The sequence below is a fragment of the Sphingorhabdus sp. M41 genome, from assembly GCF_001586275.1.
In the GTDB taxonomy this organism is placed as follows: domain Bacteria; phylum Pseudomonadota; class Alphaproteobacteria; order Sphingomonadales; family Sphingomonadaceae; genus Parasphingorhabdus.
Window position 1 is genome coordinate 1,036,859 of record NZ_CP014545.1, and the last position, 25,310, is coordinate 1,062,168.

Genomic DNA, 25,310 nt, shown 5'->3' on the forward strand with positions numbered 1-25,310 from the left:
TTACGTCGAAAACATCGGTCCAAGCGCGACCATATGCCCTAAACAGCTGCGGCCTGGCCCATGGATCTCATGATGATTTGACGATTCGAGCGGTCGGCCTCGAAGCGGGCTAGCGGCACGTCACCGGCTAATATGGCAGCGATGATGCGTTGGCGGCCAGCGCGCCATAGCTCGGGTGAAATGAGGCCTTGAGCAGAGACCTCCGGTGGATTTGATAGTGAAAAGTGCAATGTGACTCGTGTGAGAAGTTCGAACAGCGGACGATTGACCATCCGAAAGAGCATGTTCTGAAATTTCTCTTCGAATAGGCTCAGTTCGGATTGCGGATCGCAATCATCAATCTCCCTTCCAAGTGCAAGCATCTCCTCTCGTAGCTCCCCCGGAATATCGACACTGGCGGCGGCGGCGCATAGCTCGTTAAAAAGCAACGAGGTCATATCGAGGGCCTCTTCCCAGGACGCGGGCTGGCTTCGCATATATGCCGCTAAAATGCTCTCAAGCGTATCGATATCGGGTCGGCGACCGAAATAGCCGCCACCCGGTCCCCGGCGAACTTCAAGCAAGCCTTCATGCTCCAGAATTCGAGCAACCTGCTGAATCGTGACGATGCCTACATTGAAAACCTCGGCAAGCTCGCGAAGAGATCCAATCTGCGCGCCTGGCTCGTTGGCGAAGACGCGTTGCCGCAATGTTTCGGCCGTGGCCTGAACCAGCTGCCCGCGCTGTCGTGTCTTTTTAACCATTTCCTGCGCCTCTCAATGACTGACGATAATTAAACCTATATAATTTGCATCAGTCAACAGATAAGGCCTCGAAAATTGCTTTGACTCTCGATATATGTGCATATTATAGCGTGATTCATGGAAATCAGGATCAACATGGATGGCAAGGTTGCATTGGTGACGGGGGCTGCTTCTGGTCTTGGCCGCGCCACCGCAATCAAGCTTGCGTCGGCCGGTGCGAAGCTTTGCCTTGTCGATGTTGACGAGACGGGGCTTGCAGAGACTTCCGCTATCATTGGTGACAGTGGCGGGGTCGCGATAGTGCAAGTTGCCGACTTGACTGATCCGGTAGCGTGCAGCGCGCCGGTCGATCATGCAGCAGATACATTTGGGCGATTTGATGCGCTGTGTAATGTGGCGGGGCTCATCTATATGGCCAAAACGCCCGATATGCCGGTCGAACAACTCCAGCGCACCATTGCGGTCAACTTGACCGCGCCGTTTCTGCTTTCCCAATCGGCAATCCCCCATTTGCTCAAGACAGAGGGAGCCATCGTCAATGTCGCTTCTTCGGCAGCCTTTCTGGGCGAGGCTTATGCAGCGGCTTATTGCGCCAGCAAGTCCGGGCTGGTGGGCATGACCAAGGCGATGGCGATGGAATATGCCAAGCAGCCGATCCGTATCAACGCCGTCGCGCCTGGTGGCATGATGACCAATATCGCGACGAACATGAAATTTCCGGATGATGCCGATGTGGAACTGATCCGGCGCTATACAGGATTGCGGGGGCTGGTCGAGGTGGACGATGTTGCCGACATGGTGTGCCTGCTCGCCAGCGATGCCGGGCGCGGTTACCACGGTGCGTGCATAAATATCGACGCAGGCATCACGGCGGGATGATCGTGGATATTTCAATGCTTCGCGGCCGCAGGAGCCAGGACTCCAGACATTCCAACTGAGCAAAAATTGTCTGGCGAACCTCGAATAACAGGAGTGCGGGTAAATGGCATTTGAACTTGATCAATTTCGGCTCGACAACAAGGTGGCAATTGTCACCGGCGCTGGTGGCCGTGGCAATTCTATCGGCCGGGCATATGCCCTGGGCCTGGCCAATGCCGGGGCTTCCGTTGTGGTGGCCGATCTCAATGAAGATGGGGCACTGGCGGTCGCGGAGGAAGTTATTGCGGCTGGGGGCAAGGCACTGGGCGTCAAAGTCGATGTTGCAGACGAGGCGTCAACTCTGGCGATGGGGGCAGCGGCGATCGAGAAATTCGGCGGCGTCGATATATTGGTGAATAATGCCGCGCTGATGGTCGATGTCAGCTATGACAATTGTGAAACCGTCAGCATGGATGCTTGGAACAAGGCCTTTGCAGTCAATCTCAATGGCGCCCTGCTTTGCGCACGCGCTTGCATTCCTTCGATGCGCGAGCGTGGTGGTGGCCGCATTATCAATCAGACCAGCGGTGGCGCCTTTCCGGCAACCGGTCTTTACGGCATTTCAAAAATCGCTCTGGTGGGTTTGACGACCACGCTTGCCAAGCAATTTGGCAAAGAGGGTATTACCTGCAATGCGATCGCACCGGGCAATGTGACTTCTGATGCGGGAAAGATGCTGGTCCCCGATGACTCTCCCTTCATACAGCACCTGCAGGCGACCGTTGCCACCAAGCCCCGCGGCGAACCGGATGAACTTGTCGGCGCACTGATGCTGCTATGCTCCAAGGCCGGAGAGTGGATCACGGGTCAGACCATTCATGTTGATGGCGGCTGGATCATGCGGCCATAATTGCTGCGCCGCACCGTGAAGCTTTTGCCGATGCGTCAGGCATCGACCGTGCCAGATAAATTTCCGGGAGTATGATGAAATGCAACTTAGCGATTACGAAACAAAATATAGCACAATCCGGTTTGAGCGGGACAAGGGTGTTCTGATCATGACCATGCACAGTCGTGGTGGGCCGCCGATGTGGGGCATGTCCCTCAACAGCCTGCACGCCGAACTCCCAAATGCCTTTCTTGACGTGGCGCGCGACACGGAAAACAAGGTCGTGATCCTGACAGGGGAGGGTGACAGTTTTCTGACCAAATTTGATGCGGAGGAAATGTTCCACGAAGGCAGTCAGGCTGAAATGTGGCCGCGCATTTATGAAGAAGGCGTCGGGCTGCTGAACAACCTGCTGGCGATTCCGGTGCCTGTAATCGGTGCAGTTAACGGGCCCGCCCATATTCATGCCGAACTGCTGATATTGTCGGATATCGTGCTCGCAGCCGAACATGCCGAATTTGCGGATCTGGCTCACGTCCCGGGTCGAACCGTGCCGGGCGATGGCGTGCATGTGATCTGGCCGATGTTGCTCGGCCCCAATCGCGGACGCTATTTCCTTTTGACCGGCGAACGCATCGGTGCGGCCGAAGCCAAGCAACTTGGGGTCGTGGGCGAAGTGCTGCCTGCCGCCGAATTGCTGACCCGCGCCAGGGAGCTCGGATCGCAACTGGCGCAATTGCCGACCCCTGTTCTGCGTTACACGCGTCAGGTTCTGGTGCACGATCTACGCTGCCGGATGATGAACGGTCTGGCCGGTGGCCTTGCCCATGAAGCACTCGGCTCGCTCACAGCGGCAGCGGCCAAAGGCTGACGGCAGTATAAGCTTGGCAGCCCTCGACGACCTTCCCAAATTTGCTCGTCACAGAATGGAGTCAGTCCCTATTGGCGTACCGCTATGACCATTGGAGGAGATTGGCACTTCCCGACGGGCGGCATAGGTCAGGGCACGGCCGCATGCCCCCTCCGCCAGGGCTAGCTGCTGCCCTTCGCGCACCCAAATCTCTTTACCCTAGCGAATTACCACCAACATGATGCCCCACCGTCACTGCTGAACTACTCGCCTCCGCTGATCGTTCCCAGTCGTGGAAGGCTTCCCGCTTGACGATGATCCAGCTGCCATTGCGCCGTTCAAGTCTGTCACAATAGCGACCGGCAACGATCCAGTCCGTTGCCTTGCCACGGGTTTCGCACGGAGCGAAGTCGGGATTGCCCGCTTCAATATAATGATAGGCGACAAAATTGGCCTCGGTGGTGGCGCTGTTGCCGTCGTCCGACAGGTCGATGTGTACATTGGAGATGGAGTGGTGGGTGCCAGGGATATTTTCCAGCGTCTGGCTGGCAAAGCCGATGAACTCGTCCGGCGGTCCCTCATATTCGGCATGCTTGTGGACATGATCATCGGCAAAACAGGAGCGGACCAGCGGCCAGTCGCGGCGATCAATCCCCTTGCAATAACGATGCAGGATATCGCGAATCTCTTCGCGTGCCGACAGCTGCTCCAATGTGTACATCCCTGATATCTCCTAATTTTGTCAGTCGTTATAATTTGACTCTGGCCCTAGCCTTCACCGCAATGACTGTTGAGGAGATAAAGCATGGGCAGACTGCAAGGCAAAGTGGCAATAATAACAGGCGCGGCCAAGGGACTGGGCGAAGCTGATGCCCGGATGTTTGCGCGCGAGGGCGCGACCGTCATCCTCACCGACATGGACGAAGAAAATGGTCAGCGGGTTGCCGGAGACATTGGTGATGCGGCTGAATTCCAGATTCAGGATGTCCGCGATGAACAGGGCTGGGAGGACTTGGTTGCCGATGTCGTTTCTCGCCATGGCAAGCTCGACATATTGGTCAATAATGCCGGTGTGGTCGAACCGGGAACGATCGAGACGCAAACGGCCGAGGAATATCGCTTCGTCATGGCGGTGAGTGCCGATGGCGCCTTTTTTGGCTGTAAATATGCGGTGCCCGCGATGAAAGCCTCTGGTGGAGGGACGATCATCAACATGTGCTCGATCGCTTCGATCATCGGTGAGCCGATCGTCGTCGCTTATGCGATGGCCAAGGGTGCAATCGAGAGTCTGACCCGCAGTGTCGCGGTCCATTGCGCGAACAACAAATATAATATTCGCTGCAACAGCGTCCACCCTGCTGGGATATTAACGCCAATGGTCGAGGCCATCGGTCCCAAGGTCATGGGCCGCGACGATCTCCGCCCTTCCAGCGAAGGGCCAGCACCAAGCGCGCTGGGCGAACCGGATGATATCGCCAATACCATATTGTTTCTGGCATCGGACGAAAGCAAGTTCATCAATGGCGCCGCCATCAGGGTCGATAATGCGAAATCAGTGATGGAGGGTGTGGTGCCCTGACCATTTGATGGGGTCGGTCTTCCCATATTGGAAGAACGATATTATCCAAATCCATGCTGTCAGAGACATCACAACGGGCGATGTCTCTGCTTGGAGATGCACCAATTTGCGCTGGCAAGGCGAAAAGGAAAATATGGTGATAATCGCAACGGCTACCCAATTCTTGGAAACCGCTTTCCTACACCCGCGCCGAATGTTTATTCTCTCGGTCGGTCCATCGCTGCGCTCGGGTCAGGCTCTTTGACAATTTGGAGAGAAGAACACCCCTTCCGCACGCCTGCAGAATGGAACCGGAGCGATTGCCGGTGAGAATCGAAAGTTTACACTCGCCGCATAGATGCTGTCTCGAAAGTCCAGGATATCTCTGGCTTCGGGGGAAAAGTCACGGAAAATAAAACCAGTCATTTCTGTAAAGTTTGCGGCGCGGTACGGGATTCGTTGGGCGCGCACGACGTCCGCGCGGCAGCGACCCATATTTCTTTGTCTCTGGATTGCGGTGACCTCCTGATATTGAAATGGAAAATCGCGCCGATCAGGCGACAAAGGTTGCGTTTGCAACCGGAAGTGAGATATTCGGTGGTCCTCGGCCAACTGATCAACAGGACAAAGCAACGATCATTGTCCGGTCTCACAATGACATTTGATCCCCCAAGCGACAAAAATGTCGGCAATTTTGTTAGGAAACCTCTGATCCATGAATACTCTGATGGACTACCGGGAAAAGATTCGCACGCATCACCGCAGTGATGAAAATGAAATTCTGGAACATCTGATCTCGAATTTCGGCCCGGATGAGCAGACACGCGAGCGGATTCAGGAGCGGGCGATTCAGGTTGTCCGGGATGTGCGGAGCGCTTCCGGGCCGACATTGACCGAGAGTTTTCTGGGCGAATATGGTCTTTCCACCGACGAAGGGCTGGCGTTGATGACGCTGGCCGAGGCGCTGTTGCGCGTACCGGACAATCAGACGATTGATGCACTGATCGAGGACAAGATCGGACCGTCCAACTGGCGCGACCATATCGGCCAGTCGGAAAGTTCGCTGGTCAATGCATCGACCTATGCGCTGGAGATGACGCGCAGCGTGATCAACAAGCCGGAAAGCCGCGGCCCGCTCGACGCTTTGCGGGGCGCCATAAAGCGGCTGGGCGAGCCAGTGATCCGGGTGGCGGTGCGTCAGGCGATGAAGGAACTGGGCAATCAATTCGTGCTCGGGGAAGATATGAAGCTGGCGCTGAAGCGAGCGGAGAAGTGGAAAGCCAAGGGCGCGACTTACTCCTATGATATGCTGGGAGAGGCCGCGATTACCCAGGAAGGCGCGGACGAATATTTCGCCGCTTATGCCGATGCGATCAAGGAAATCGCCAAGGTCGCTATTTCCGATGACTTGCGGGAAAACCCGGGTCTCTCGATCAAATTGTCAGCGCTCTATCCACGCTACGAGATGAGCCAGCAGGCAAAGGCGGTTCCCGATCTCGCCGAACGCGTCGGCGAACTGGCGCGCGCCGCGCGAGACGCCAATGTCGGGCTTAATATCGATGCTGAAGAAGCCTACCGCCTGGGCATATCGCTCGACATGATCGAGATGGTGCTCAGCGATCCGCGGCTTGCCGGATGGGATGGCTTTGGCGTTGTGGTCCAGGCCTTTGGCAAGCGGGCCAGCTTTGTGCTCGACTGGCTTTATTCGCTGGCGACCCAGCTGGACAGAAAGATCATGGTTCGCCTGGTCAAGGGCGCCTATTGGGACAGCGAGATCAAGCGGGCGCAGATGGACGGTGTCCCCGATTTTCCGGTATTCACAACCAAATCTGCGACCGATATCAGCTATATCTGCTGCGCGTCCCAGCTGCTGAAAATGACCGATCGCATCTATCCGCAATTCGCGACCCACAATGCCCATAGCGTTGCCGCCATTCTCGAAATGGCTGGAAACCAGCAGGATTTCGAGTTCCAGAGGCTGCACGGCATGGGCGAGACATTGCACGATGCCTTGCTCCGCAATGAAAAAGTGCGCTCACGAATCTATGCTCCCGTCGGAAAACACCGTGAATTGCTCGCCTATCTTGTCCGGCGCCTGCTGGAAAATGGTGCGAACTCGTCCTTTGTGAACCAGTTGGCCAATCATACGGTGGCTGCCGAAATGATCGCGACCGATCCATTCGAGACGCTGAAGGCCGATCAGCAATCAAGCCGGTCGAAGATCATCAAGCCTGGCGATCTGTACCAGCCGGACCGGGTCAATTCGCGCGGCTGGGATCTGGCCAATCGCACCGACATGAATGAATATGTCGGCGAGCGCGCGCCCTTCGCCGAAAAGCTTTGGCGTTCGTCAGCTATCACCGTGCGGCCGGTAACCAGTGGAACCACTCACAAGATATTCAATCCGGCACGCGTGGATATTCAGGTCGGAGAAGTGATCGAGGCTGACGAGAACCAGGCTCTGCAAGCCATAGAAGACGCCCGCGTCTGGGATGCTCCGGTAGCCGAGCGGGCTGCGATCCTGTGCAGAGCCGCCGATCTTTACGAGCACCATCATGGCGAAATTTTCGCATTACTGGCGCGCGAAGCGGGCAAAACCCAGTTCGATACGATCGCCGAATTGCGGGAGGCGGTCGACTTCTTGCGCTATTATGCCAAGGAAGCGGAGAAGCATCCGGAGAGCAAGCCGCGTGGCATAATCAGCTGCATCTCGCCCTGGAATTTCCCGCTGGCGATTTTTACCGGTCAGGTGGCCGCCGCGCTGGCTGCAGGCAATGCGGTATTGGCGAAACCCGCTGACCAGACGCCGCTTATTGCGGCTCTGGCTACCAATTTGCTGCACGAAGCCGGCGTTCCCGTTGCTTCTCTGCAGTTGCTGCCGGGCGCTGGTGCGACCGTGGGAGCAACGATCAGCGGCGATGCTCGGATCAATGGTGTCTGTTTTACCGGCTCTACCGCGACCGCGCAGACGATAAACCGGAATATCGCCGAAAATGGTCAGGCGGACTCGCTGCTGATCGCCGAGACCGGCGGTCTGAACTGCATGATCGTCGATTCGACCGCTTTGCCGGAACAATCGGTTCGCGATATCATCACCTCGGCATTCCAGTCCGCCGGGCAGCGTTGTTCGGCGTTACGGGTCCTCTATTTGCAGGAAGATGTCGCCGAGCCATTTCTGAACATGCTCTATGGTGCCATGGATGCAACGGAGATGGGCAATCCCTGGTGGCTGTCGACCGACATCGGCCCCGTTATCGATCAGGATGCGCAAGATAAAATCAGCGCACACATAGCGAGGGCAGAGAAGGACGGCAGATTGCTCAAGCAACTCGACTGTCCGGATGAGGGCTATTTCGTCGGACCGGCGGTCATCAGGATCGATGGGATCGACGATCTGGCAGAAGAGATATTCGGTCCGGTCCTGCATGTTGCCACGTTCAAGAATGACGAGCTCGACAAGATCATCGACGATATCAACAGTCGCGGATACGGACTGACCTTCGGCCTGCAGACCCGGATCGAGCGCCGCATCGACAAGCTGACCAGTGCCTTGAAGGTCGGAAATATTTACGTCAATCGTAACCAGGTTGGTGCTGTGGTCGGGTCGCAGCCCTTTGGCGGAGAGGGTCTTTCCGGCACCGGCCCCAAAGCCGGCGGCCCGCATTATCTGCCGCGCTTCCATGCAGGATCCAGGCCGGTATCGATATTGACTCACGGCGAAGAGTTGAATCTCGAAAGGATTCAGACAGCACTCGACGATCTGCCTCCGGTCGACACGCGACCACGCAGTTCCGAGATCATGCCCGGACCAACCGGTGAATCGAATGAGCTGTTAACCTATGCGCGGGGGACGATATTGTGCCTCGGCCCAACGCGGGAGGATGCTGCAAGGCAGGCGGAGACGGCACATCGGCAAGGTTGCGTAGCGCTGATCTGCGTTCCCGGCGCTACCGGAGAACATACGCTCGACGGATTTGTGCCTCGGGAAATTCTGTCTGCGTTGACCGGTATGGATGCCGTTGTCTGCTGGAGTGAAATCGAGGATATCCGCGCCATCCGCAAGGCGCTTGCCATGCGCGACGGGCCGCTGATCCCGATCATCACCGAAGAGAGTTTCGGCCACCAATGTCTGGTCGAACGCCACGTCTGTATCGATACAACTGCTGCGGGAGGAAATGTGTCGCTACTGACCTAGGGGCCTTGGAGAGACGGTTGCGGCGCTCTCAGCTGCTTGTCAGCGCGTCGACAAACCGATCAATGGTGCTGTCGAGCAAGGCGAGGGCCGCCGTGTCGAGTGTGTCCCGGCCGAGTATCTGGAGCGAGACATCGCGCCCGGTGTTGAAGGCCAGCAAGCTGGAAATCAGCATCAGCGCTTCTGTCCGATCGCTTTCGGTCGCTTCGCGCTTGGCTTTTCCGCCGGCCAGCAAGCGGGCGACGATGTCGACGCCGGGCTGCCAGAGCCGTTCATAGAGGATGACAAAAGCTGGCCCGCGCTCGCGCATTTCGCGGGCAATGAAATCAGCGCGCGACTGGGCGCTTTCGGTTTCGGCAAAGATCCGCAAGACCATGTGCAGCAAGCGCTTGAGCTCGGCGCGGCAGCGTTCCGGGTCGCCGCTCGCATCAAGCGTGAACTCGCCGGCCGATATCATGTCGGCAGCGCTGCCTTCATAGCGTGCGACGATATCCTCGGCACAGGCGATATACAGCCCTTGTTTGCCGCCGAAATGATAGGCGATAGAGGGCAGGGTAACCGCCGCCTGTGCCGCGATACCCCGCGTCGTCGCTCCGGCAAAGCCGTGCGCACCGAAGGCCGCCAGTGCTGCATCAAGGATCGCGCTGCGAGTGCCGTCGCTTTTCGCATAGCCGTCCGGGCGGGCGGCAGGTGAAGGGGTTTTGGCAGGCTCAGCCATGTGTGGCTCTATAACTGTCGCCATCTGACACAAATTCGGCATGGCCATAGCGTTCGAGCAGCCGGTTCAGCTTGCCGACGAGGCGTCGGTCCGCAGTTTCGCGAATGATCGGAATCCTGGCAAGCAGGTCATAGAATCCCAGTCGCGAATAAATTCTCCCGGCCGCAGCAAGCGCGAGCAGCTTGTCGCGCAACCTGTAGCGCACCCCGATTGTTTCGGCACGCTCGGTATCGCCCTGCAGGAACTGACGGATGAAAAAGGCTTTGGAGAAACCCCGTTCCAATGTGCGGTCGATCCGTCCGGCAACTGACTGGTCATGTGACAATTGGGTGTTCATCGTGCCGCGCACTAGCGCGCCGCAGGTTTCGTCGTCAAACGCATTGCGCAGCGTTGCCTGGCGCGCCAGCATCAGGCGCGTGATCGCGCGCGGTGTTTCTCCGAGCAGCTGTTCTGGCAGGCCGAGCAGGAAACAGCGATAGCGGGCGATCTCGATGCGGGCTTGCTCTGCGGGTGTGAATTGCTCCCGCCCCTCGCGCATCGCCTGAAAGGCGATCAGAAAGGAACCGATTTGTCCTGCGGGCATCTGGTCGACCTGCGGGATCGGGATGCCATAGGTTTGGGCGTCCCAGACGCCATCGCGCTGCATGACATTGTAGCGGACCATCGAATGCATCAGCCGGACCATTGCCGCTGCCTTGAACGCCGCGCCATGGCGTTCGAGCGCGCCGGGGATGACTGTCAGGGTGAAGAAAGTTGCCGTCTCGTGGACGCGCCTCGCGGCCAGCTTGTCGGACAGCGCCCCGGTCAGTGCCATTGGTAGCGCCGAATAACGGTTCATGAAGGTCGCGAGAAAAGCACCGCGGATCGCGAAGGGCACGAGATGGGCATATTGGTTGCGCTCGACCCGCGCGCCTTCTCGCACCAAATCCATATCGACCCAATCGGGCCGGTTTTCCATCGCAGCGATAAAGACAGCCAGTTCGGGCGGTGCATCGGGAACCGCAGCCAGATCGTTGTCACAGGCGGTCTGCAACATGTCGATCAGCGTGCGAAATCCAAAGTCGGGGATACGTGCTGCGTAGGCGTCCGCAACCGGATCGCCCATGAACGTATAGGCTGCCATCATCTCTACCAGCGCTTCATCCCCCATCAGATCGGGGATCATATCGGTGAATCCCGACATATTTTCTCCAGAAGGCTCCGTTGTGAAACGCTCGGGCATGGTGCCGAAATCAAAGCTGCCAAAAATTGCGGGCGTATCCACTGCCTGTTGCTCAACCCGGCTCCAAAGCTCCGGATGATGATGACGACTCTCCATGGGCACACTCCTTTTATACTTCCTATCGTAAATAATATCTATCGATCGATAGGTATTCAAGTGGGAATTGCATAATGGTGCCGCGCGCGGGAATCCACTCTGGCGCGATAACCCCTTGGCTCTATTACTTGCCTTTAACTACGTATGTCGGGTAGCTTGGCACCATGGATCACGAGCAAGATACAGGCGCGCAAAATCAGCTGACGATTTCAAAATCGGATTTGCCAAAGACGACCGTCATGAGGTTGATCGAAAATAGCCCGATTGCCTCTGTGGTCAGCAATCCCCGGCTGACCGATAATCCGATTGTCGCGGTCAACGATGCTTTTCTGGCGCTGACCGGTTATGATAGGGATTTCATTGTCGGTCGGAACTGTCGGTTTCTGGCGGGCGAGGCGACCGAGCCTTGGCTGACCGAAGAAATTCGACGCGGCGTGCGACAGCAAAAGTCCGTGTTGGTTGAGATATTGAATTACAAGAAGGATGGCACAGCCTTCCAGAACGCCGTTCTGGTAGCCCCACTGTTTGACGAAGAGGGCGAACTGGAATATTTTCTCGGCTCACAGATTGAAATCGATGCCGATATTCCGAGCCTTGCCAAACCGCGCCGGATGCGCGCCGTGGCGATTGTGAAGGATTTGTCGAAACGGCAGCGGGAAGTGCTGCAATTTATAGCCAAGGGCCTCCTCAACAAGCAAATTGCTCATGAATTGGGCCTCAGCGAACGAACTATCAAAATGCATCGTTCGATTCTGATGAAACGGCTCGATGTCCCTAGCGCCGCGGATATGGTCCGGCTCGCCGTAGAAGCGGGTATGTAAGCTTATCTTTCATACGGTCCAATGGCCGTATCGATTCTGGGCCTATTCGCGACTATCTATTGAAAGGCATCGCGGGTTGGAGCTTCTTTTCCCAATTCGGGCCGCAGACATTGTTTGGGCAGCATTTTTCCCTCCTCCTTGTTGTCCAAGGATTTTCAGTCCGTGATGCACTTTTTTTAGAATTGATCCGCGATTTCGACCATTTTGGTGAGCCGCCTTGGGGCTACCTGACACCAGCTTTTGTAAAGCCTTTCAGTGATATGGTCCCAATCCGTGCTACCGGTATCCAGCCGGATCGCTATCCAGCCAGACTTTCCATAAAATTTGGGTGAATAATAAAGCTCTGGGTCGGCGTCGATCAGGGCCGCCTGCTCGTCCGTGCCAGTGGTTTTCACGAGTAAGGCAATACTAGCCTCGCCATGATGACTCTGGGCGAAATAAGCGAAATATTTGCCCGTCCTTTCGCTGCCGACCCGCCAGCCGGGGGCACCGAAGCTTGGCCGTTCGTGGGTTTCCGCAAGCGCCATAGCGCGCTCGCGAACCTGTCCCAAAATCCAGTCCGGATCATTCTCGCGGGTAACATATCTGGCTAATGTAGCAGGATAGAGCTGATGCTCGGCAATCAATATCCGGCCGGCTAGAGTGTCGGCATCGTCGTCGGACAGGATGGCGACTTCGGTCTGAGCCAGTACCGGGCCATCATCCAGTTCTGCGGTGACCAGATGAACGCTGCATCCCGCTACTCTGTCTCCGGCATCTATAGCCCGCTGATAAGTATCAAGGCCCTTATATTTGGGGAGCAGGCTGGGATGGATGTTCAGCATATGATTTGTCCATTTTCTGACAAAGCCATCGCTCAAGATCCGCATATAGCCTGCCAGCACGACATATTCGGCCCCTGACTGGACTATAGCGTCATGCATGATTTCATCATGCGCTTCACGGGCCAGGCCTTTGTGTCGATGAGCGAAGGTTGCGATGCTCTCTGCTTCTGCGAGCCGCAAGCCGGGGGCATCGGGGTCATTGGATGCCACGAGCATGATTTCAAACGGGCAGTCGGGTGTTTTGGCTGCGTATACCATCGCCGCCATATTCGACCCGCGACCGGAGATTAATATCGCGATTTTGGCTTTGTCAGCCATTGTGGGTGGCGGTCCAGTCGTTCGTTGCCGACCATATGCCGCGTGTTCCGCTGACCGAACAGCCCGTGGTTCCATTGCGCACATCGCCGATTCGGTGGACTTTTTCGCCGGCGGCTAGAAGATCTGCCGTAATCGACTGTGCTTCGTCGGGCGATACCGCCAGTACCATCCCGATCCCGCAATTGAAGGTCCGGGCCATTTCCTCGGGCTCGATATTACCCTGGGCCTGAAGGAATGCCATCAAACGGGGTTGGTCCCAGTTCGAAGCATCGACATGGGCGTGCATGCCATCGGGTAATACCCGCGGGATATTTTCCAGCAAACCGCCTCCGGTGATATGGGCGAGAGCCTTCACCCGACCGGACTGCATCAGCGGCAAGAGCGATTTTACATAGATTCGGGTTGGCGCGATCAATGCTTCGATCAACAATATGTCGGGATTGAAAAGGGCAGGGCGATCCATTTTCCAGCCCTTGTCTGCGGCCAGTCGCCGGACCAGCGAAAAGCCGTTCGAATGGATGCCTGAGGATTCGAGGCCGAGCAGGATATCGCCCGCTTCGATCGTCGCTCCGGTAATCGCTTTCTTGCGCTCCACTGCGCCGACACAGAAACCGGCAAGATCATAATCGCCTTCGGCATACATGCCGGGCATTTCCGCCGTTTCGCCACCGATCAGTGCACAGCCTGACATCTTGCAGCCTTCGGCAATCCCCGCCACAACTCGCTCGGCAATACCGTTTTCAAGCTTGCCGGTGGCGAAATAGTCGAGGAAGAACAGAGGTTCCGCGCCTTGCACGATCAGATCATTGACGCACATCGCGACAAGATCGATTCCAACACTGTCATGTCGGTCATAGTCAATCGCAAGTTTCAGTTTTGTGCCAACGCCGTCATTAGCGGCAACCAGCAGAGGGTCTTGATAACCTGCTGCTTTCAGATCAAAAAAACCTCCGAAACCGCCTAGTTCCGCATTTGCGCCCGGACGCGCCGTGGCTTTGGCCAGTGGCGCAATCGCTTTGATCAAGGCGTTACCTGCCTCAATAGATACACCGGCTTTCGCATAGGTGTAAGAATCCGGTTCATTTTGCTTTTCACTCATAACTTGTGCGATTAGACAAGTCGCGGCTGGATTTCTACGCCATAATCGTCAAAAGGGCGCAAATGAGTTTTTTGAGTGACTTCCGGATCAAGATTGCCGCCGCCGTTGCCGTTGTGACTATGCTCGCGGGAACGGTCGTCTATGCGCAGCTGGAAGGGACCGAGCGCGGGGTTGCGCCGCTGGCCAGCACAGGTGATTTCGAAGTCATGGGCGTCGAGGTCGATGTCCACGGTGACAATGCTGTTGATGCGCGCAAAAAAGGCTGGGAGGAAGCTCAGCGCAAGGCTTGGCAAATGCTTTATAAGCGCACCCAAGGTGGCGAAACCGCCGGTCTGCCGGATGATAGGCTTAACACGATCGTCTCCGCCATCATTATCGAGCAGGAGCAGATCGGGCCGAAACGCTATATCGCAACGCTTGGCGTTATGTTTGATCGGGCCAGAGCAGGTTCAATTCTGGGCGTTGGCGGACGGCGATTGCGGTCCCCGCCACTGCTGGTCCTGCCAGTCATGTGGAGCGGCGGGTCAGCCCAGGTATTTGAAAGTCGGACCGAGTGGCAAAAAGCCTGGGCGCGCTTCAGCTCCGGCGATAGCGTTATCGACTATGTTCGCCCGTACGGATCAGACAGCGAGTCGCTGGTATTAACCGCGGGGCAGGCAAATCGTCCGAGTCGGCGCTGGTGGCGAAATATTCTCGATCAGTTCGGTGCAGCGGATGTTATCATCCCGATTGTCCGGCTGACCTATAAATATCCCGGCGGCCCAGTCACCGGGCGCTTTACCGCCCGCTATGGCCCCGATAACCGCTTCATCGACAGTTTTACCCTGAAAGTGAGCCGCAGCGAAGATGTTGCCAAGATGATGGATCAGGGAATCGCACGATTGGACAATATCTATTCCAGCGCCTTGTCGCGCGGCGTTTTGAAAACTGATAAGTCTCTGATTATCGAGGACCCCTTCAATCTGGATGAACTGGATCTTGAGGATTTCAATCTTGACGATGATTTGGCCGTGGAGACTGGCGAGAGCGATGCGTCTGCAATTCCGGTCGGTACCATCAGCGCATCAGAAACAGGCGGCGAGACGCCAGTGACGGCGCCGGCTGCGATAATCAGCATTTCGCTGCAATTTGATACGCCAGACGTTGGTGCGGTCGGTCGCGGCGAATCATCTGTGCGTTCAATACCGGGTGTGACCTCTGCTTCGACATCCAGCCTCGCGCTAGGCGGCGTTTCCGTTATGAGCGTGAATTACCGCGGCGATATTTCTACCTTGGCCCAGGCGCTTCGGGCGCAAGGCTGGCAGGTCCAGCAAGGAGCGGGCGCCCTGCGTATCAGTCGTTCCGGACAATGATGTAGCGAGACAGTGAGTCAGATACCTCTCCCTCTTGAACAAAAACCGTCGCAGGAACAGGGAGGATATCTGGTGACTGCCGCCAATGCGGAGGTGCATCGTCACCTGGGGAACTGGCAGGACTGGGTGCACCACACGTTGATTTTGACTGGCCCTGAAGGCTGCGGTAAATCCACCATGGCGGCGGCGTTCGAGACGGAGAGTGGTGGGCTGTGCCTCGATGATGCTTCTGAACATGAGGATACGGAGCTATTCCACCTCTGGAACCGGGCCAACAGCGAACATAAGCCGTTATTGCTTTTGTCGTCAAAACTGGTCTCGGAGTGGGGGATCAACCTTCCCGATCTGAAATCCCGGCTCGCAGCATCACTGCATCTTGAAATCGGTCCGCCCGATCAGGCGATGATCAACGGGCTGTTTCAGAAATATTTTGCAATGCGCGGGCTTACCATTTCCGAAGACGCGCTGCGCTATCTGGAAAAACGCATGGTCCGCTCCTATGCTATGGTGCGTCAATTGGCGCAAAAAATGGATGCGCTTGCGATCGAGAGCAAGAAGCCAGTCAATCTGGCTATCGCGAAGTCAGCGCTCGTTTTTTTGGATGATGATCAAAAGGTGGATATTTAACCGATGGAAAATCCTGCTGCAGAGTCGCTGGATGCGGACATATCGACAGCGGACGATGCCAATGGTGCTTTTTCGGAAGATGGAAGCAAGCGCTATTTCAATCGCGAAATAAGCTGGCTCGGGTTTAATGAGCGGGTCATCGAAGAGGCTGAAAATACCGCACATCCGTTGCTTGAGCGGTTGCGCTTCCTGTCCATTTCCGGAAGCAATCTCGACGAATTTTTCATGGTCCGCTTTGCCGGGCTCGTGGGGCAATATCGACAGAATATCGAGGAACGTTCAGCCGACGGTCTGACCGCCACGCAGCAACTGGAAGCAATTGCAATCCGGGCCGACGCGTTGCTGGAACATCAGCAGCGGGTCTGGTCATCTCTGTCCAAGACGCTTGCCGCAGAAGATATATATGTTTCGACGGTGAGCGAGCTTTCCGATGATGGGAAGGCCTGGTTCCGACAGCATTTTCTCGATCAGATATTCCCGGTGCTGACGCCGCAGGCTCTCGATCCGGCTCATCCTTTTCCTTTCATTCCCAACAAGGGACTCAGCCTTGTTTTCGATCTGGTCAGATTGTCGGATAATCAGGGTATTCGCGAATTGGTGATGATACCGTCGGGTCTGCCGCGTTTCATTCGCTTGCCTGGCGAGTCCGCGATCTATGTGTCTGTCGAAACCGTCATTCAGCAATTTTCCGATATTCTCTTCCCTGGCTACGCCGTGAAAAGCAGCGGCCTGTTCCGGATCATTCGCGACAGTGATATCGAAGTGGAAGAAGAGGCGGAGGATCTCGTTCGCTATTTCCGCAGTGCTATCAAACGTCGCCGACGCGGGGATGTGATCCGGTTGGAAATGGGGCCGAAACTGGCGGAGCCCGTTGTTGCAATGCTGCGTGAGAATCTGCTGCATGACGGCGCAACGGAAAGCCGGGTCAACGGTCTGGTAGGAGTTAGTGATCTTGACATCCTAGTCGACGAAGACCGCCCTGATCTGAAATTCACGCCGTATAGTCCGCGTTTTCCGGAGCGTATTAGAGAGCATGGCGGCGATTGTTTCGCCGCTATTCGTGATAAGGATATCCTCGTCCATCACCCCTATGAATCATTCGAAGTGGTGATCGAATTTTTGCGGCAGGCGGCTGCCGATCCCGATGTCGTCGCGATTAAACAGACCCTATATCGCGCCGGCAAGCAATCCGCCGTCATTCGGGCACTTATCGATGCCGCAGAAGCCGGCAAATCTGTGACTGCAATCGTCGAGCTCAAGGCGCGCTTTGATGAAGAGCAGAATCTGCTCTGGGCTAGCGCACTGGAACGAGCTGGAGTGCAGGTCGTATACGGATTTATCGAATGGAAAACCCACGCGAAAATCTCGATGGTCGTGCGCAAGGAGCAGGAAGGCTATCGCACCTATTGCCATTTCGGCACCGGCAATTATCATCCGATTACCGCTAAAATCTATACCGATCTGAGCTTCTTCACTGCTGACCCGAGGGCGGCGCGCGATGCGGCGCAACTATTCAACTATATCACTGGCTATGTCGAACCCAAGGAACTGGAACTTATTTCCATGTCTCCGCGCGATATGCGCAAGGACCTAATGGGGCTAATCGATCAGGAAATTGTCAATGTCCGTGCGGGCAAGGCCGGTATGGTCTGGGCGAAGATGAATTCACTTGTCGACCCGGCCCTGATCGAGAAACTATATCAAGCGAGCAATGCCGGTGTTGAAATTGATCTGGTGGTCCGGGGCATTTGCTGTCTGCGGCCAGATGTGCCGGGCATGTCGGATCATATCCGGGTCAAGTCTGTGGTCGGCCGTTTTCTGGAGCACAGCCGTATCTGGGCGTTCGGCAATGGCCAGGAACTACCAAATGACGGGGCTAAACTCTATATTTCATCTGCTGACTGGATGCCGCGCAATCTTGACCGCCGCGTTGAATATATGATGCCTATTACCAACAAGACCGTACATGATCAGATATTGGATCAGGTCATGGTGGCCAATTTGATCGATGACGAGCAGAGCTGGGAATTAAATGCTGATGGCAGTTATACAAGGGTGAAACCTTCTGACAAACCGTTCAATCTGCATCGCTATTTCATGACCAATCCGTCACTGTCCGGCCGCGGCAAGGCGCTCAAGAAAAGCAATGCGGTTCCCCGTCTCAGCTTGCGCCGCCGCAAGAAAAAGGCGTGACCCGGGTGTTGGTGGCAAAAGGTGTTGCAGCCAATTCTGTGCAAGTGAGAAATAAACACAGCAGCCAGCGGACGGCGATCGTGGATATTGGGTCAAACTCCATCCGGCTGGTTGTCTATCAGGGCCCGGTCAGGGTTCCGGCAATCCTGTTCAATGAAAAAGTGATGGCCGGCCTGGGTAAGGAATTGTCGACGACCGGCGCGATTGCAAAGGATTCAATGGCGCTTGCCATACGTGGCCTAAAGCGTTTCCATCGCCTGTGTATGGAAATGGAAGTCGACAGCATCAAGAGTTTCGCCACCGCGGCGGTACGGGATGCAAGCAACGGCAAGGAGCTGCTGCAAGCCGCGCACGAGATTGGCTACGATGTTGTGGTGTTGCAGGGTGAAGAAGAAGCGGAGTCGGCAGCACTGGGCGTCATCTCCGGAATACCAGATGCCAAGGGTATAGTGGGTGATCTGGGCGGAGGCAGCCTGGAACTGGCGATGGTTGATAAAGGCAAGGTGCTCGAACGATATTCCTTTCCGCTCGGCGTGTTGAGGGTCGCGGACCTGCGCGCCAAGGGCCAGGACGCGCTCAAGAGTCAAGTGCGAAAGATGCTCAAAAAAACCGGATGGGAGAAGCAAGTGCAAGAACTTCCTTTCTATCTGGTGGGTGGATCCTGGCGGTCACTGGCTCGGCTCGATATGTTTGACAGCCACTATCCGCTCCCCGTGATTCACAACTACGAAATGGAGCCGCGGCGCGCACAAAGGCTAGTCAGCCGGTTGGCGCAACTGAACCGAGACAAGCTCAAAAATGTCCCCGGCCTCTCTACGTCGCGGATACCGACACTGAAGGATGCCGCCTGGCTATTGTCAATGCTGGTGCGTTATCTGAACAGTAGCAAGATGGTGGTTTCCGCTTATGGGGTACGGGAAGGCCTGTTGTACCAAGCTATCAGCAAGCAGGAAGCGGCTCGTGATCCGTTGTTGCTGGCAACCGAAGACGCTGGAGCTGCACAAGCGCGTTTTCCGGCGAACAGCAAATTGCTCGGTGAATGGATAACCGATATTTTTTCTGACGATCCGGTCGAATGGCACCGCATCCGTCAGGCTGCCTGTAATCTGGGCGATGTCGCTTGGCGAGCAAACCCCAATTTTCGGGCAGAGCGAGGATTAGAGATTGGCTTGCATGGCAATTGGGTCGCAATCAGCGGCCCGGAACGCGAGATGCTTGGGCAGGCACTCTATACCAGTTTCGGCGGCGGAAATTATATATTCCCCGGAGGTGGCAAGCTCGCCAGCGAGCAGGCAACCCAGCGCGCGATCAGCTGGGGACTTGCGATGCGGCTGGCGCAGCGGCTCAGTGGTGGTACCCGTAATCCGCTGGAACAAACGCAAATCCGCAAGTCTGGGAAAAAGCTTGAGCTGACAATAGCTGGTGATCTGGTCCATCTTTATGGCGATGCGGTTGCCAAACGGCACGGCCATCTCGCGAACATGATGGGTCTGGAACCGGTGATGACCACCGTCTAGCTATTCCGCTTCAGCGCTGTCACCTTCTTGCTGGTGGGTCATTTTGAGCTTGCCATCTTTCACGGTGAAGCTCACCCGGCCTTCAACCAGATCCAGTGCGTCCCGGCCAAATTCTTCATAGCGCCAGCCTTCGAGTAGAGGCACGTCTTCGCGTTCTCCGGCGACGATGCGTTCCAGGTCATCGGCACGAGCAAGTAGGCGGGATGCGACATTCATCTCCGCCGAACGAATCTTGAGCAATAATTTGAGCAGATCCGTGACCAGTGCGTTGGATTTGCCATTTTTCGGGCGCCGCCCGATTTTGAGCGGCAGATCGTCCCGTGACAGCGGTTCCGCCTGTTCGATAACATCCATCAAACGGGCGCCAATATCGTTGTTTTTCCAACCAGCCGAAAGTCCGCGGACCTGCCCCAGCTTTGCTTGATCCTTGGGGGGATGGGCGGCGATGTCTGCCAGTGTTTCATCGCGCATGATCCGTCCGCGCGGCAGGTCTTTGGACTGGGCTTCTCGCTCCCGCCAAGCGGCCAGCGCTTTCAGTCTGCCGAGCATGTCCAGATTTCTTCCCTGCGACTTGACCCGCAGCCAGGATTTTTCCGGATCATTCACGTAATTTTCGGGATCTGCGAGTTTTTCCATCTCGGCATTAATCCATCTGCCCCGTCCCGTCTCTCGCAATTTTTCCAGCATCATCGGGAAAATTTTGGCCAGATGGGTGACGTCAGCCACGGCATATTCGAGTTGGCGTGTGTTGAGCGGTCGGCGTGACCAGTCAGTAAATCGGGCGCCTTTGTCCAACGTGATTCCCAGCCAGCTGTCAACCAGATTGGCATAGCCGATCTGTTCGCTCTGGCCGATCGCCATGGCAGCGATCTGGGTGTCAAATATCGGGTGAGGAGTCTTGCCGGTCAGATTGTGGATGATTTCTACATCCTGCCCGCCAGCGTGGAAAATCTTGAGCACATTCTCATTGTTGACCATCAACTCAAGCAAGGGGCCAAGATCGACGCCTTTTGCCAGAGGGTCAATCGCGGCGGCTTCCTTGCCGTCGGAAATCTGGATGAGGCAGAGAATGGGCCAATATGTGTTCTCGCGCATGAACTCTGTATCAACCGTGATGAAATCCGCCGTCGCAAAGCGAGCGCAGATATCGGCGATGTCCTGATTGTCTGTCAGCAAATTGTGGATGTGCATTTTTATGCTATACAGCGGGCGGCTCATCCCGCAAACAATTCGTGGACAGAGGATACAATTTGGGGGAAATCATGGCATTTTGGTCACTGATTATGATCGGCGTACTGACGTTGCTCTTGCTTGGGCAGATTATGGCGCTGTGGGGTGATGCCTGTCTAGCGATAGCCGACCCGCGGCCGATTGGCGGCAAGACAATCGAGATCACGATATTGGCCTGGGGATTTGCCTCGCGGAGAGGGCGATCCCTGCAGGTCGATGATTGTTCTCAGCTCGGCATCAACGATATGCGTTTTTTCATGACCGGAAAGGCAATTCTGATCTGTTTGGTAAGCTTTGGCTTCGTCCGGAAAGTGAGCATTGCCTATCGCTGCTATGCCGGTGACCATGATGTGGGAGAGGCCTGATGGCGCGGGTTATCCATCTCGGTCACCAGGTCTGGAAGAACTATCACGAAACGGCAGAATGCAATCTCAAGGACCGGATCGAACTGGCGAACGGTGACGAGAGGAATGGCCGTGCGCATCTGAAAGGTGTGGCGGAAACTGTACGGGATTTGCTCAGGGAAGCCAGGCAATATCACATTCCGGTACGGCCGATTGGCGCTGGCTGGTCGCCGTCGCCGATCAACGTGGTGGAGGACGGTTGGCTGGTCGAGACTCTGCGGCTCAACCGGACCTATAAATTGTCGGCCAAGGATTTGCATGAAGATTGCGAAGTTGCCGCGGAAGCGCTGTTGCTGGTGCAGGCTGGTGCTACGGTTGATGAAGTTTACGAAAGTGCCGAAGAAATTGGCCGGTCGCTGCGGACTGGCGGGGCCAGCAACGGCCAGAGCTTTGCCGGCGCCTGTGCTACCGGAACCCATGGCAGCGTCTGGCAGGCGGGCGGTATCCAGGATCATGTTCGGGCGGTGCAATTGGTGACACCGGAACGGATATTGTGGATTGCTCCGAAGAAAGCGGTGCTGTCGGATGCGTTCATTGCCCAGACCGGTTCGGAGATCATGCGCGATGACCGGATATTTGCCGCTGCCCAGATTCATGTTGGTGCGATGGGTTTTGTCACGGCGATGCTGATCGAAACCGATCCGATCTATATGGTGCAGAATATCCAGAAAGCAGCGAAGATCAAACGCGAGCATATCGACTGGCTGTGCCGCGGCGAGTTCCAGAAATTTTCCTGCGAGTTCGGACTGCATGAAGAGCCTTATTTTCAACAGCTTATAATGAATCCTTTCGATCCTTTCGACAAGAAGACTCTGTTGCGCTTCCTTTACAAGCGTCCTTATGATGCCAGCGTCCTGCCGCCACCTCCAGGCGATATGGGGGCCGGCTATGACGCCCTGACCCTGCTTGGCAAGGCGATGGCGGAAAGTGACTGGTTCAAGGGAGAGATATTGCAACTGGCGATGGAGCAAGCCTATCCGGACAATCGTGATGTTGACGATCCGCCGGCCATTGCCACCTGGGGCCATACGACCGAAGAGCATATGCCGATTGCCAGCCTGTTCAACGGATCAGTAACAATGGATCGCAGTAAGCTTAGTGAAGCCTTTGATTTAATTATTGATAGTTTCAGGAGCGGGGGAGGGGGCACAGTCGTCACCCTGCGTTTCGTACGACAAGCCCAGGGTCTGCTGGCGCCCGCGCACTGGCCGGATAATGTCGTGATCGATTTTGACGGCCCGAATCTCGAATCCAGTCACAACGGCTACAAGAAAGTCGTCGAGGCGCTTGATGATGCGGGTATCGCCTTCACTCGGCACTGGGGCAAAACCAACAATCTCGACGAGCGGCGGGTGAAGCGGGATTATGAACAGAATTTCGCCAACTGGAAATGGGCGCAGGCGCAAGTCATGCCGGATGCGGCCGACCGTCGGGTTTTCGCGAATGACGAATTGGTCAAACTGGGGCTGATATAGGCTTTAGTGTCCCATCACCACTCGGGTGTTCAACGATCCGCGGCGGCTATAGGCGCTTTGACGCCGGGGAAATCACCTGTGGCCCTCTCCTCGGTGGACAGCTCTTCCGAATGCCATTGCTCCCCTTCGAGGGAAAATCCGACGTGGCTTGCGCGCTGAAATTCTTCGCCATTCCAGACGATCACTTGCAATTCCATCCGGTTGCCTTGCTCGACGTGGAGCCAGTTGAAACTTTGCGGTTCCTGATTGCGCAGACGGGTCGAGGTGGCCGTGCCCGCCTGAATTACCAGAGTCGGCCCCGCTTTCGCCACCATTTTGCTGGCGGCCTCGGCATAGGTGCGGTGGAAATGGCCCGCCAGCGTCAAATGAATGCCGGCGTCGGCTATCGCCTGAAGGGCGTCTTCGTGCCGGCCCACGGCTTCGCTCAGTTCATTGCCCCAGCCAATTGGCAATGCAAACAACGGGTGATGGGTAACCAGAATTCGCGTTTTATCGGGCGCAACGCCTTTGAAGCGTTGGCGAATGAGCTGCATTTGCTCCTCGTTTATACGGCCATCCTTGATCGTGAGGGAGCGGGCAGTATTGATTCCCAACACGGCGGCTTCGTCCGTTTCCACCCAAGGGCACAAATCCTCTGCAATATGACGTTTGTACCGGCCTAGCGGCGAAAGGAAGCGCCTGAACACATCATATAGAGGAATGTCATGATTCCCGGGAATGACCAGCAGTCTGTGCCCGTTTTCCCGCAGTGACCGGAGATATTCGGCAGCATCCTGAAATTGACCCTCGCGCGCGCGTTGGGTCAGGTCACCGCTGATGATGACGAGATCGGGTTGTTTGTCGTTCACCCAATCGATCGTGGCCGCAACGATGTTCGGGTCATTTGCGCCAAAGTGAATGTCAGAGAGATGTGCGATCCGGGCCATGAAGGTCTAACTGCTGACTCCTAAATAAGTTTCACCGTGCATCCAAACATCCGCCGCAGCGTAGTCTCATCATGAAAAGCAATTCTCTCCCTCGGGACGCCATTCTTGTCATTAACGCCGGATCTCGGAAGGGAGAGGATTTGTTCGAAGAGGCGAAAGCAAAACTGGCGGAAGCTGGCGTTAATCTCCTCGACGCACAGGCCGTCGAGAATCCTGACGATATTCGCAATATTGTTCGGCAAGCCGTCAAGAAAGCACCGATGGTCATTGTCGGCGGCGGTGATGGTTCGCTTTCGGGCGTCGTCGACGAATTTGTCGGCACCGATTGTGTCTTCGCCCTATTGCCTCTTGGTACCGCCAACAGTTCGGCGCGAACGCTGGGCGTGCCTCTTGATCTTGAAGGGGCCATTGAGGTCATTGCGCACGGGCATCGCAAGCCAATAGATCTTGGCATGATCGATGACGATTATTTTGTAAACGCTGCATCCTTAGGCCTTTCTCCAATCATCGGGGAAACGGTTCCGCATGAATTGAAGCGCTATCTCGGTCGTTTTGGCTATCTGTTCTGGGCCCTGAAATGCCTCATCGGCTTCCGGCCCTTCAGGCTGACGATTGATGATGGCGCAGAAAAGCACGCATTATGGTCGACCGAAGTGCGGATATTGAACGGATCCTATCATGGTGGTCTGGAATTGTCTGACAATGCGGAAATCGACAGCGGGCAGATCGTGATCCAGGCTGTCGTTGGAAAAAGCAAAATCCAGCTCATGTGGGACTGGTTTGCAAAAGCGCTGAAGCTGAGAGACCGGAACGCCAACACGCGTGAATTTTCCGGAACATCCTTTCAGTTGGAGACGATACCGAAGCTGAAGATTTCAATCGATGGCGAAGTGCTGGCATCCACGCCAGTCCAGGTCCGCGTTGCGAGGGATGCCATAGAGGTCGCTTGTCCATAAGGGGCGGAACTATCCTGCGATGGCCGCGTAATTCTATTATGACACAACATAATGGAGAGTCCCCCATGGCGAAGATTGACAAGAAAAAAGCCGGACATTCGCACGAATATGAACGGCTGAACCCCGGGGCAGCACCCGGCACTCCGCATCGACCGGACAGTTCCTACGGCATGGATAAGGGCAAGGCCGGCGGTACGTATGGCGATGCGGACAATGTGCCGGTAAACAAGGACGATGATGCGACCCCCGGCGGCCAAGCCCCGGAAAAGGTGAGCGACCGTCCCAATTTTTCCACGGTTCGGCCCGGAGACTATCCGCTGAAGGATCGCAAGGACAGGCAGGCTTGAGCGTTTAGCAAAGCTATCGGGCCCCGCTGACTCCTTGCGCCTGATGCGGAGCTTTCGGCGGCGACAGCCTTATCCTTCGCAAAACTCCGCATCAA

The 25,310-nt window shown here is 56.1% G+C and carries 22 protein-coding genes; 14 read left to right on the forward strand and 8 right to left on the reverse strand.

Translation table 11 applies throughout. The features are described from left to right. Nucleotides 1–38: 38 nt before the first annotated feature. Complete coding sequence (locus AZE99_RS05025) at nucleotides 39–743, reverse strand: FadR/GntR family transcriptional regulator (protein WP_067198583.1); 705 nt, start codon at nucleotides 741–743, stop codon at nucleotides 39–41. Between the two features lie 117 nt (nucleotides 744–860). On the opposite strand from AZE99_RS05025, the gene AZE99_RS05030 reads away from it, so the two are divergent. The 3 genes from AZE99_RS05030 (at nucleotide 861) to AZE99_RS05040 (ending at nucleotide 3,361) form a co-directional block, all read left to right on the forward strand. Then, nucleotides 861–1,622: an SDR family NAD(P)-dependent oxidoreductase gene (locus AZE99_RS05030; protein ID WP_067198585.1), complete on the forward strand. Its 762-nt coding sequence runs from the start codon at nucleotides 861–863 to the stop codon at nucleotides 1,620–1,622. A 103-nt stretch (nucleotides 1,623–1,725) separates the two neighbouring features. Next, a complete protein-coding gene (locus tag AZE99_RS05035; protein ID WP_067198587.1) occupies nucleotides 1,726–2,511 on the forward strand; it encodes an SDR family oxidoreductase in 786 nt (261 codons plus the stop codon). 79 nt (nucleotides 2,512–2,590) lie between these two features. Next, nucleotides 2,591–3,361 (forward strand): enoyl-CoA hydratase/isomerase family protein, encoded by a 771-nt coding sequence (locus AZE99_RS05040; protein WP_067198588.1) that lies wholly within the window; start codon nucleotides 2,591–2,593, stop codon nucleotides 3,359–3,361. Nucleotides 3,362–3,554: 193 nt separating this feature from the next. On the opposite strand, the gene AZE99_RS05045 is transcribed toward AZE99_RS05040, so the two are convergent. Further along, nucleotides 3,555–4,061 carry a nuclear transport factor 2 family protein gene (locus AZE99_RS05045; protein WP_067198590.1) on the reverse strand — a complete coding sequence of 169 codons (507 nt, stop codon included), beginning with the start codon at nucleotides 4,059–4,061 and terminating at the stop codon, nucleotides 3,555–3,557. A gap of 84 nt (nucleotides 4,062–4,145) precedes the next feature. Between AZE99_RS05045 and AZE99_RS05050 the strand changes: the two genes are divergently transcribed. Beyond that, the gene (locus tag AZE99_RS05050) at nucleotides 4,146–4,919 is read left to right on the forward strand and encodes an SDR family oxidoreductase (protein ID WP_067198592.1); all 774 of its coding nucleotides are present in this window, start codon (nucleotides 4,146–4,148) and stop codon (nucleotides 4,917–4,919) included. Nucleotides 4,920–5,613: 694 nt separating this feature from the next. Next, nucleotides 5,614–9,093, forward strand: a complete 3,480-nt coding sequence (gene putA, locus AZE99_RS05060) for a bifunctional proline dehydrogenase/L-glutamate gamma-semialdehyde dehydrogenase PutA (RefSeq protein WP_067198596.1) — start codon at nucleotides 5,614–5,616, stop codon at nucleotides 9,091–9,093. A 28-nt stretch (nucleotides 9,094–9,121) separates the two neighbouring features. Here putA and AZE99_RS05065 read toward each other — a convergent pair whose 3' ends face one another. Both AZE99_RS05065 and AZE99_RS05070 read right to left on the reverse strand, forming a co-directional pair. Next, entirely contained in the window at nucleotides 9,122–9,808 is a 687-nt protein-coding gene (locus AZE99_RS05065; RefSeq protein WP_067198597.1) for a CerR family C-terminal domain-containing protein, read from the reverse strand. Continuing rightward, on the reverse strand, nucleotides 9,801–11,126 hold the full coding sequence (locus AZE99_RS05070) for an oxygenase MpaB family protein (protein ID WP_067198598.1): 1,326 nt from the start codon (nucleotides 11,124–11,126) through the stop codon (nucleotides 9,801–9,803). Before AZE99_RS05070 ends, AZE99_RS05065 begins: the two co-directional genes overlap by 8 nt. Before the next feature lie 239 nt (nucleotides 11,127–11,365). On the opposite strand from AZE99_RS05070, the gene AZE99_RS05075 reads away from it, so the two are divergent. Continuing rightward, the gene (locus AZE99_RS05075) at nucleotides 11,366–11,947 is read left to right on the forward strand and encodes a LuxR C-terminal-related transcriptional regulator (protein ID WP_067203293.1); all 582 of its coding nucleotides are present in this window, start codon (nucleotides 11,366–11,368) and stop codon (nucleotides 11,945–11,947) included. A gap of 176 nt (nucleotides 11,948–12,123) precedes the next feature. Here the strand turns inward: AZE99_RS05075 and purN are convergent, their stop codons facing one another. Both purN and purM read right to left on the reverse strand, forming a co-directional pair. Beyond that, nucleotides 12,124–13,089 carry a phosphoribosylglycinamide formyltransferase gene (gene purN / locus AZE99_RS05080; protein WP_067198600.1) on the reverse strand — a complete coding sequence of 322 codons (966 nt, stop codon included), beginning with the start codon at nucleotides 13,087–13,089 and terminating at the stop codon, nucleotides 12,124–12,126. Next, on the reverse strand, nucleotides 13,082–14,188 hold the full coding sequence (gene purM, locus AZE99_RS05085; protein ID WP_067198601.1) for a phosphoribosylformylglycinamidine cyclo-ligase: 1,107 nt from the start codon (nucleotides 14,186–14,188) through the stop codon (nucleotides 13,082–13,084). Before purM ends, purN begins: the two co-directional genes overlap by 8 nt. A 62-nt stretch (nucleotides 14,189–14,250) precedes the next feature. Between purM and AZE99_RS05090 the strand changes: the two genes are divergently transcribed. The 4 genes from AZE99_RS05090 to AZE99_RS05105 all read left to right on the forward strand — a co-directional run bounded on the left by AZE99_RS05090 (nucleotide 14,251) and on the right by AZE99_RS05105 (nucleotide 19,877). Continuing rightward, on the forward strand, nucleotides 14,251–15,540 hold the full coding sequence (locus AZE99_RS05090) for a hypothetical protein (RefSeq protein ID WP_067198603.1): 1,290 nt from the start codon (nucleotides 14,251–14,253) through the stop codon (nucleotides 15,538–15,540). Between the two features lie 72 nt (nucleotides 15,541–15,612). Continuing rightward, entirely contained in the window at nucleotides 15,613–16,167 is a 555-nt protein-coding gene (locus AZE99_RS05095; protein WP_067198605.1) for a DnaA ATPase domain-containing protein, read from the forward strand. 3 nt (nucleotides 16,168–16,170) lie between these two features. Then, complete coding sequence (locus AZE99_RS05100; RefSeq protein ID WP_082788245.1) at nucleotides 16,171–18,360, forward strand: RNA degradosome polyphosphate kinase; 2,190 nt, start codon at nucleotides 16,171–16,173, stop codon at nucleotides 18,358–18,360. Beyond that, the gene (locus AZE99_RS05105; protein WP_067198607.1) at nucleotides 18,357–19,877 is read left to right on the forward strand and encodes a Ppx/GppA family phosphatase; all 1,521 of its coding nucleotides are present in this window, start codon (nucleotides 18,357–18,359) and stop codon (nucleotides 19,875–19,877) included. Before AZE99_RS05100 ends, AZE99_RS05105 begins: the two co-directional genes overlap by 4 nt. Here AZE99_RS05105 and rnd read toward each other — a convergent pair whose 3' ends face one another. After that, complete coding sequence (gene rnd / locus AZE99_RS05110; RefSeq protein ID WP_067203297.1) at nucleotides 19,878–21,068, reverse strand: ribonuclease D; 1,191 nt, start codon at nucleotides 21,066–21,068, stop codon at nucleotides 19,878–19,880. Between the two features lie 71 nt (nucleotides 21,069–21,139). Here rnd and AZE99_RS05115 point away from each other — a divergent pair, with 71 nt between their 5' ends. Both AZE99_RS05115 and AZE99_RS05120 read left to right on the forward strand, forming a co-directional pair. Continuing rightward, the gene (locus AZE99_RS05115) at nucleotides 21,140–21,472 is read left to right on the forward strand and encodes a hypothetical protein (protein ID WP_067198609.1); all 333 of its coding nucleotides are present in this window, start codon (nucleotides 21,140–21,142) and stop codon (nucleotides 21,470–21,472) included. Then, nucleotides 21,472–22,986: an FAD-binding protein gene (locus AZE99_RS05120; protein ID WP_067198610.1), complete on the forward strand. Its 1,515-nt coding sequence runs from the start codon at nucleotides 21,472–21,474 to the stop codon at nucleotides 22,984–22,986. The genes AZE99_RS05115 and AZE99_RS05120 overlap by 1 nt, the downstream gene beginning before the upstream one ends. Nucleotides 22,987–23,015: 29 nt before the next feature. Here AZE99_RS05120 and AZE99_RS05125 read toward each other — a convergent pair whose 3' ends face one another. Beyond that, on the reverse strand, nucleotides 23,016–23,912 hold the full coding sequence (locus tag AZE99_RS05125; RefSeq protein ID WP_082788246.1) for a metallophosphoesterase family protein: 897 nt from the start codon (nucleotides 23,910–23,912) through the stop codon (nucleotides 23,016–23,018). Nucleotides 23,913–23,983: 71 nt separating this feature from the next. Between AZE99_RS05125 and AZE99_RS05130 the strand changes: the two genes are divergently transcribed. Together AZE99_RS05130 and AZE99_RS05135 are read left to right on the forward strand one after the other, a co-directional pair. Continuing rightward, nucleotides 23,984–24,868, forward strand: a complete 885-nt coding sequence (locus tag AZE99_RS05130; RefSeq protein ID WP_067198612.1) for a diacylglycerol/lipid kinase family protein — start codon at nucleotides 23,984–23,986, stop codon at nucleotides 24,866–24,868. A gap of 65 nt (nucleotides 24,869–24,933) precedes the next feature. Further along, nucleotides 24,934–25,215 carry a hypothetical protein gene (locus AZE99_RS05135; RefSeq protein WP_067198614.1) on the forward strand — a complete coding sequence of 94 codons (282 nt, stop codon included), beginning with the start codon at nucleotides 24,934–24,936 and terminating at the stop codon, nucleotides 25,213–25,215. The last annotated feature ends 95 nt before the right edge of the window (nucleotides 25,216–25,310 follow it).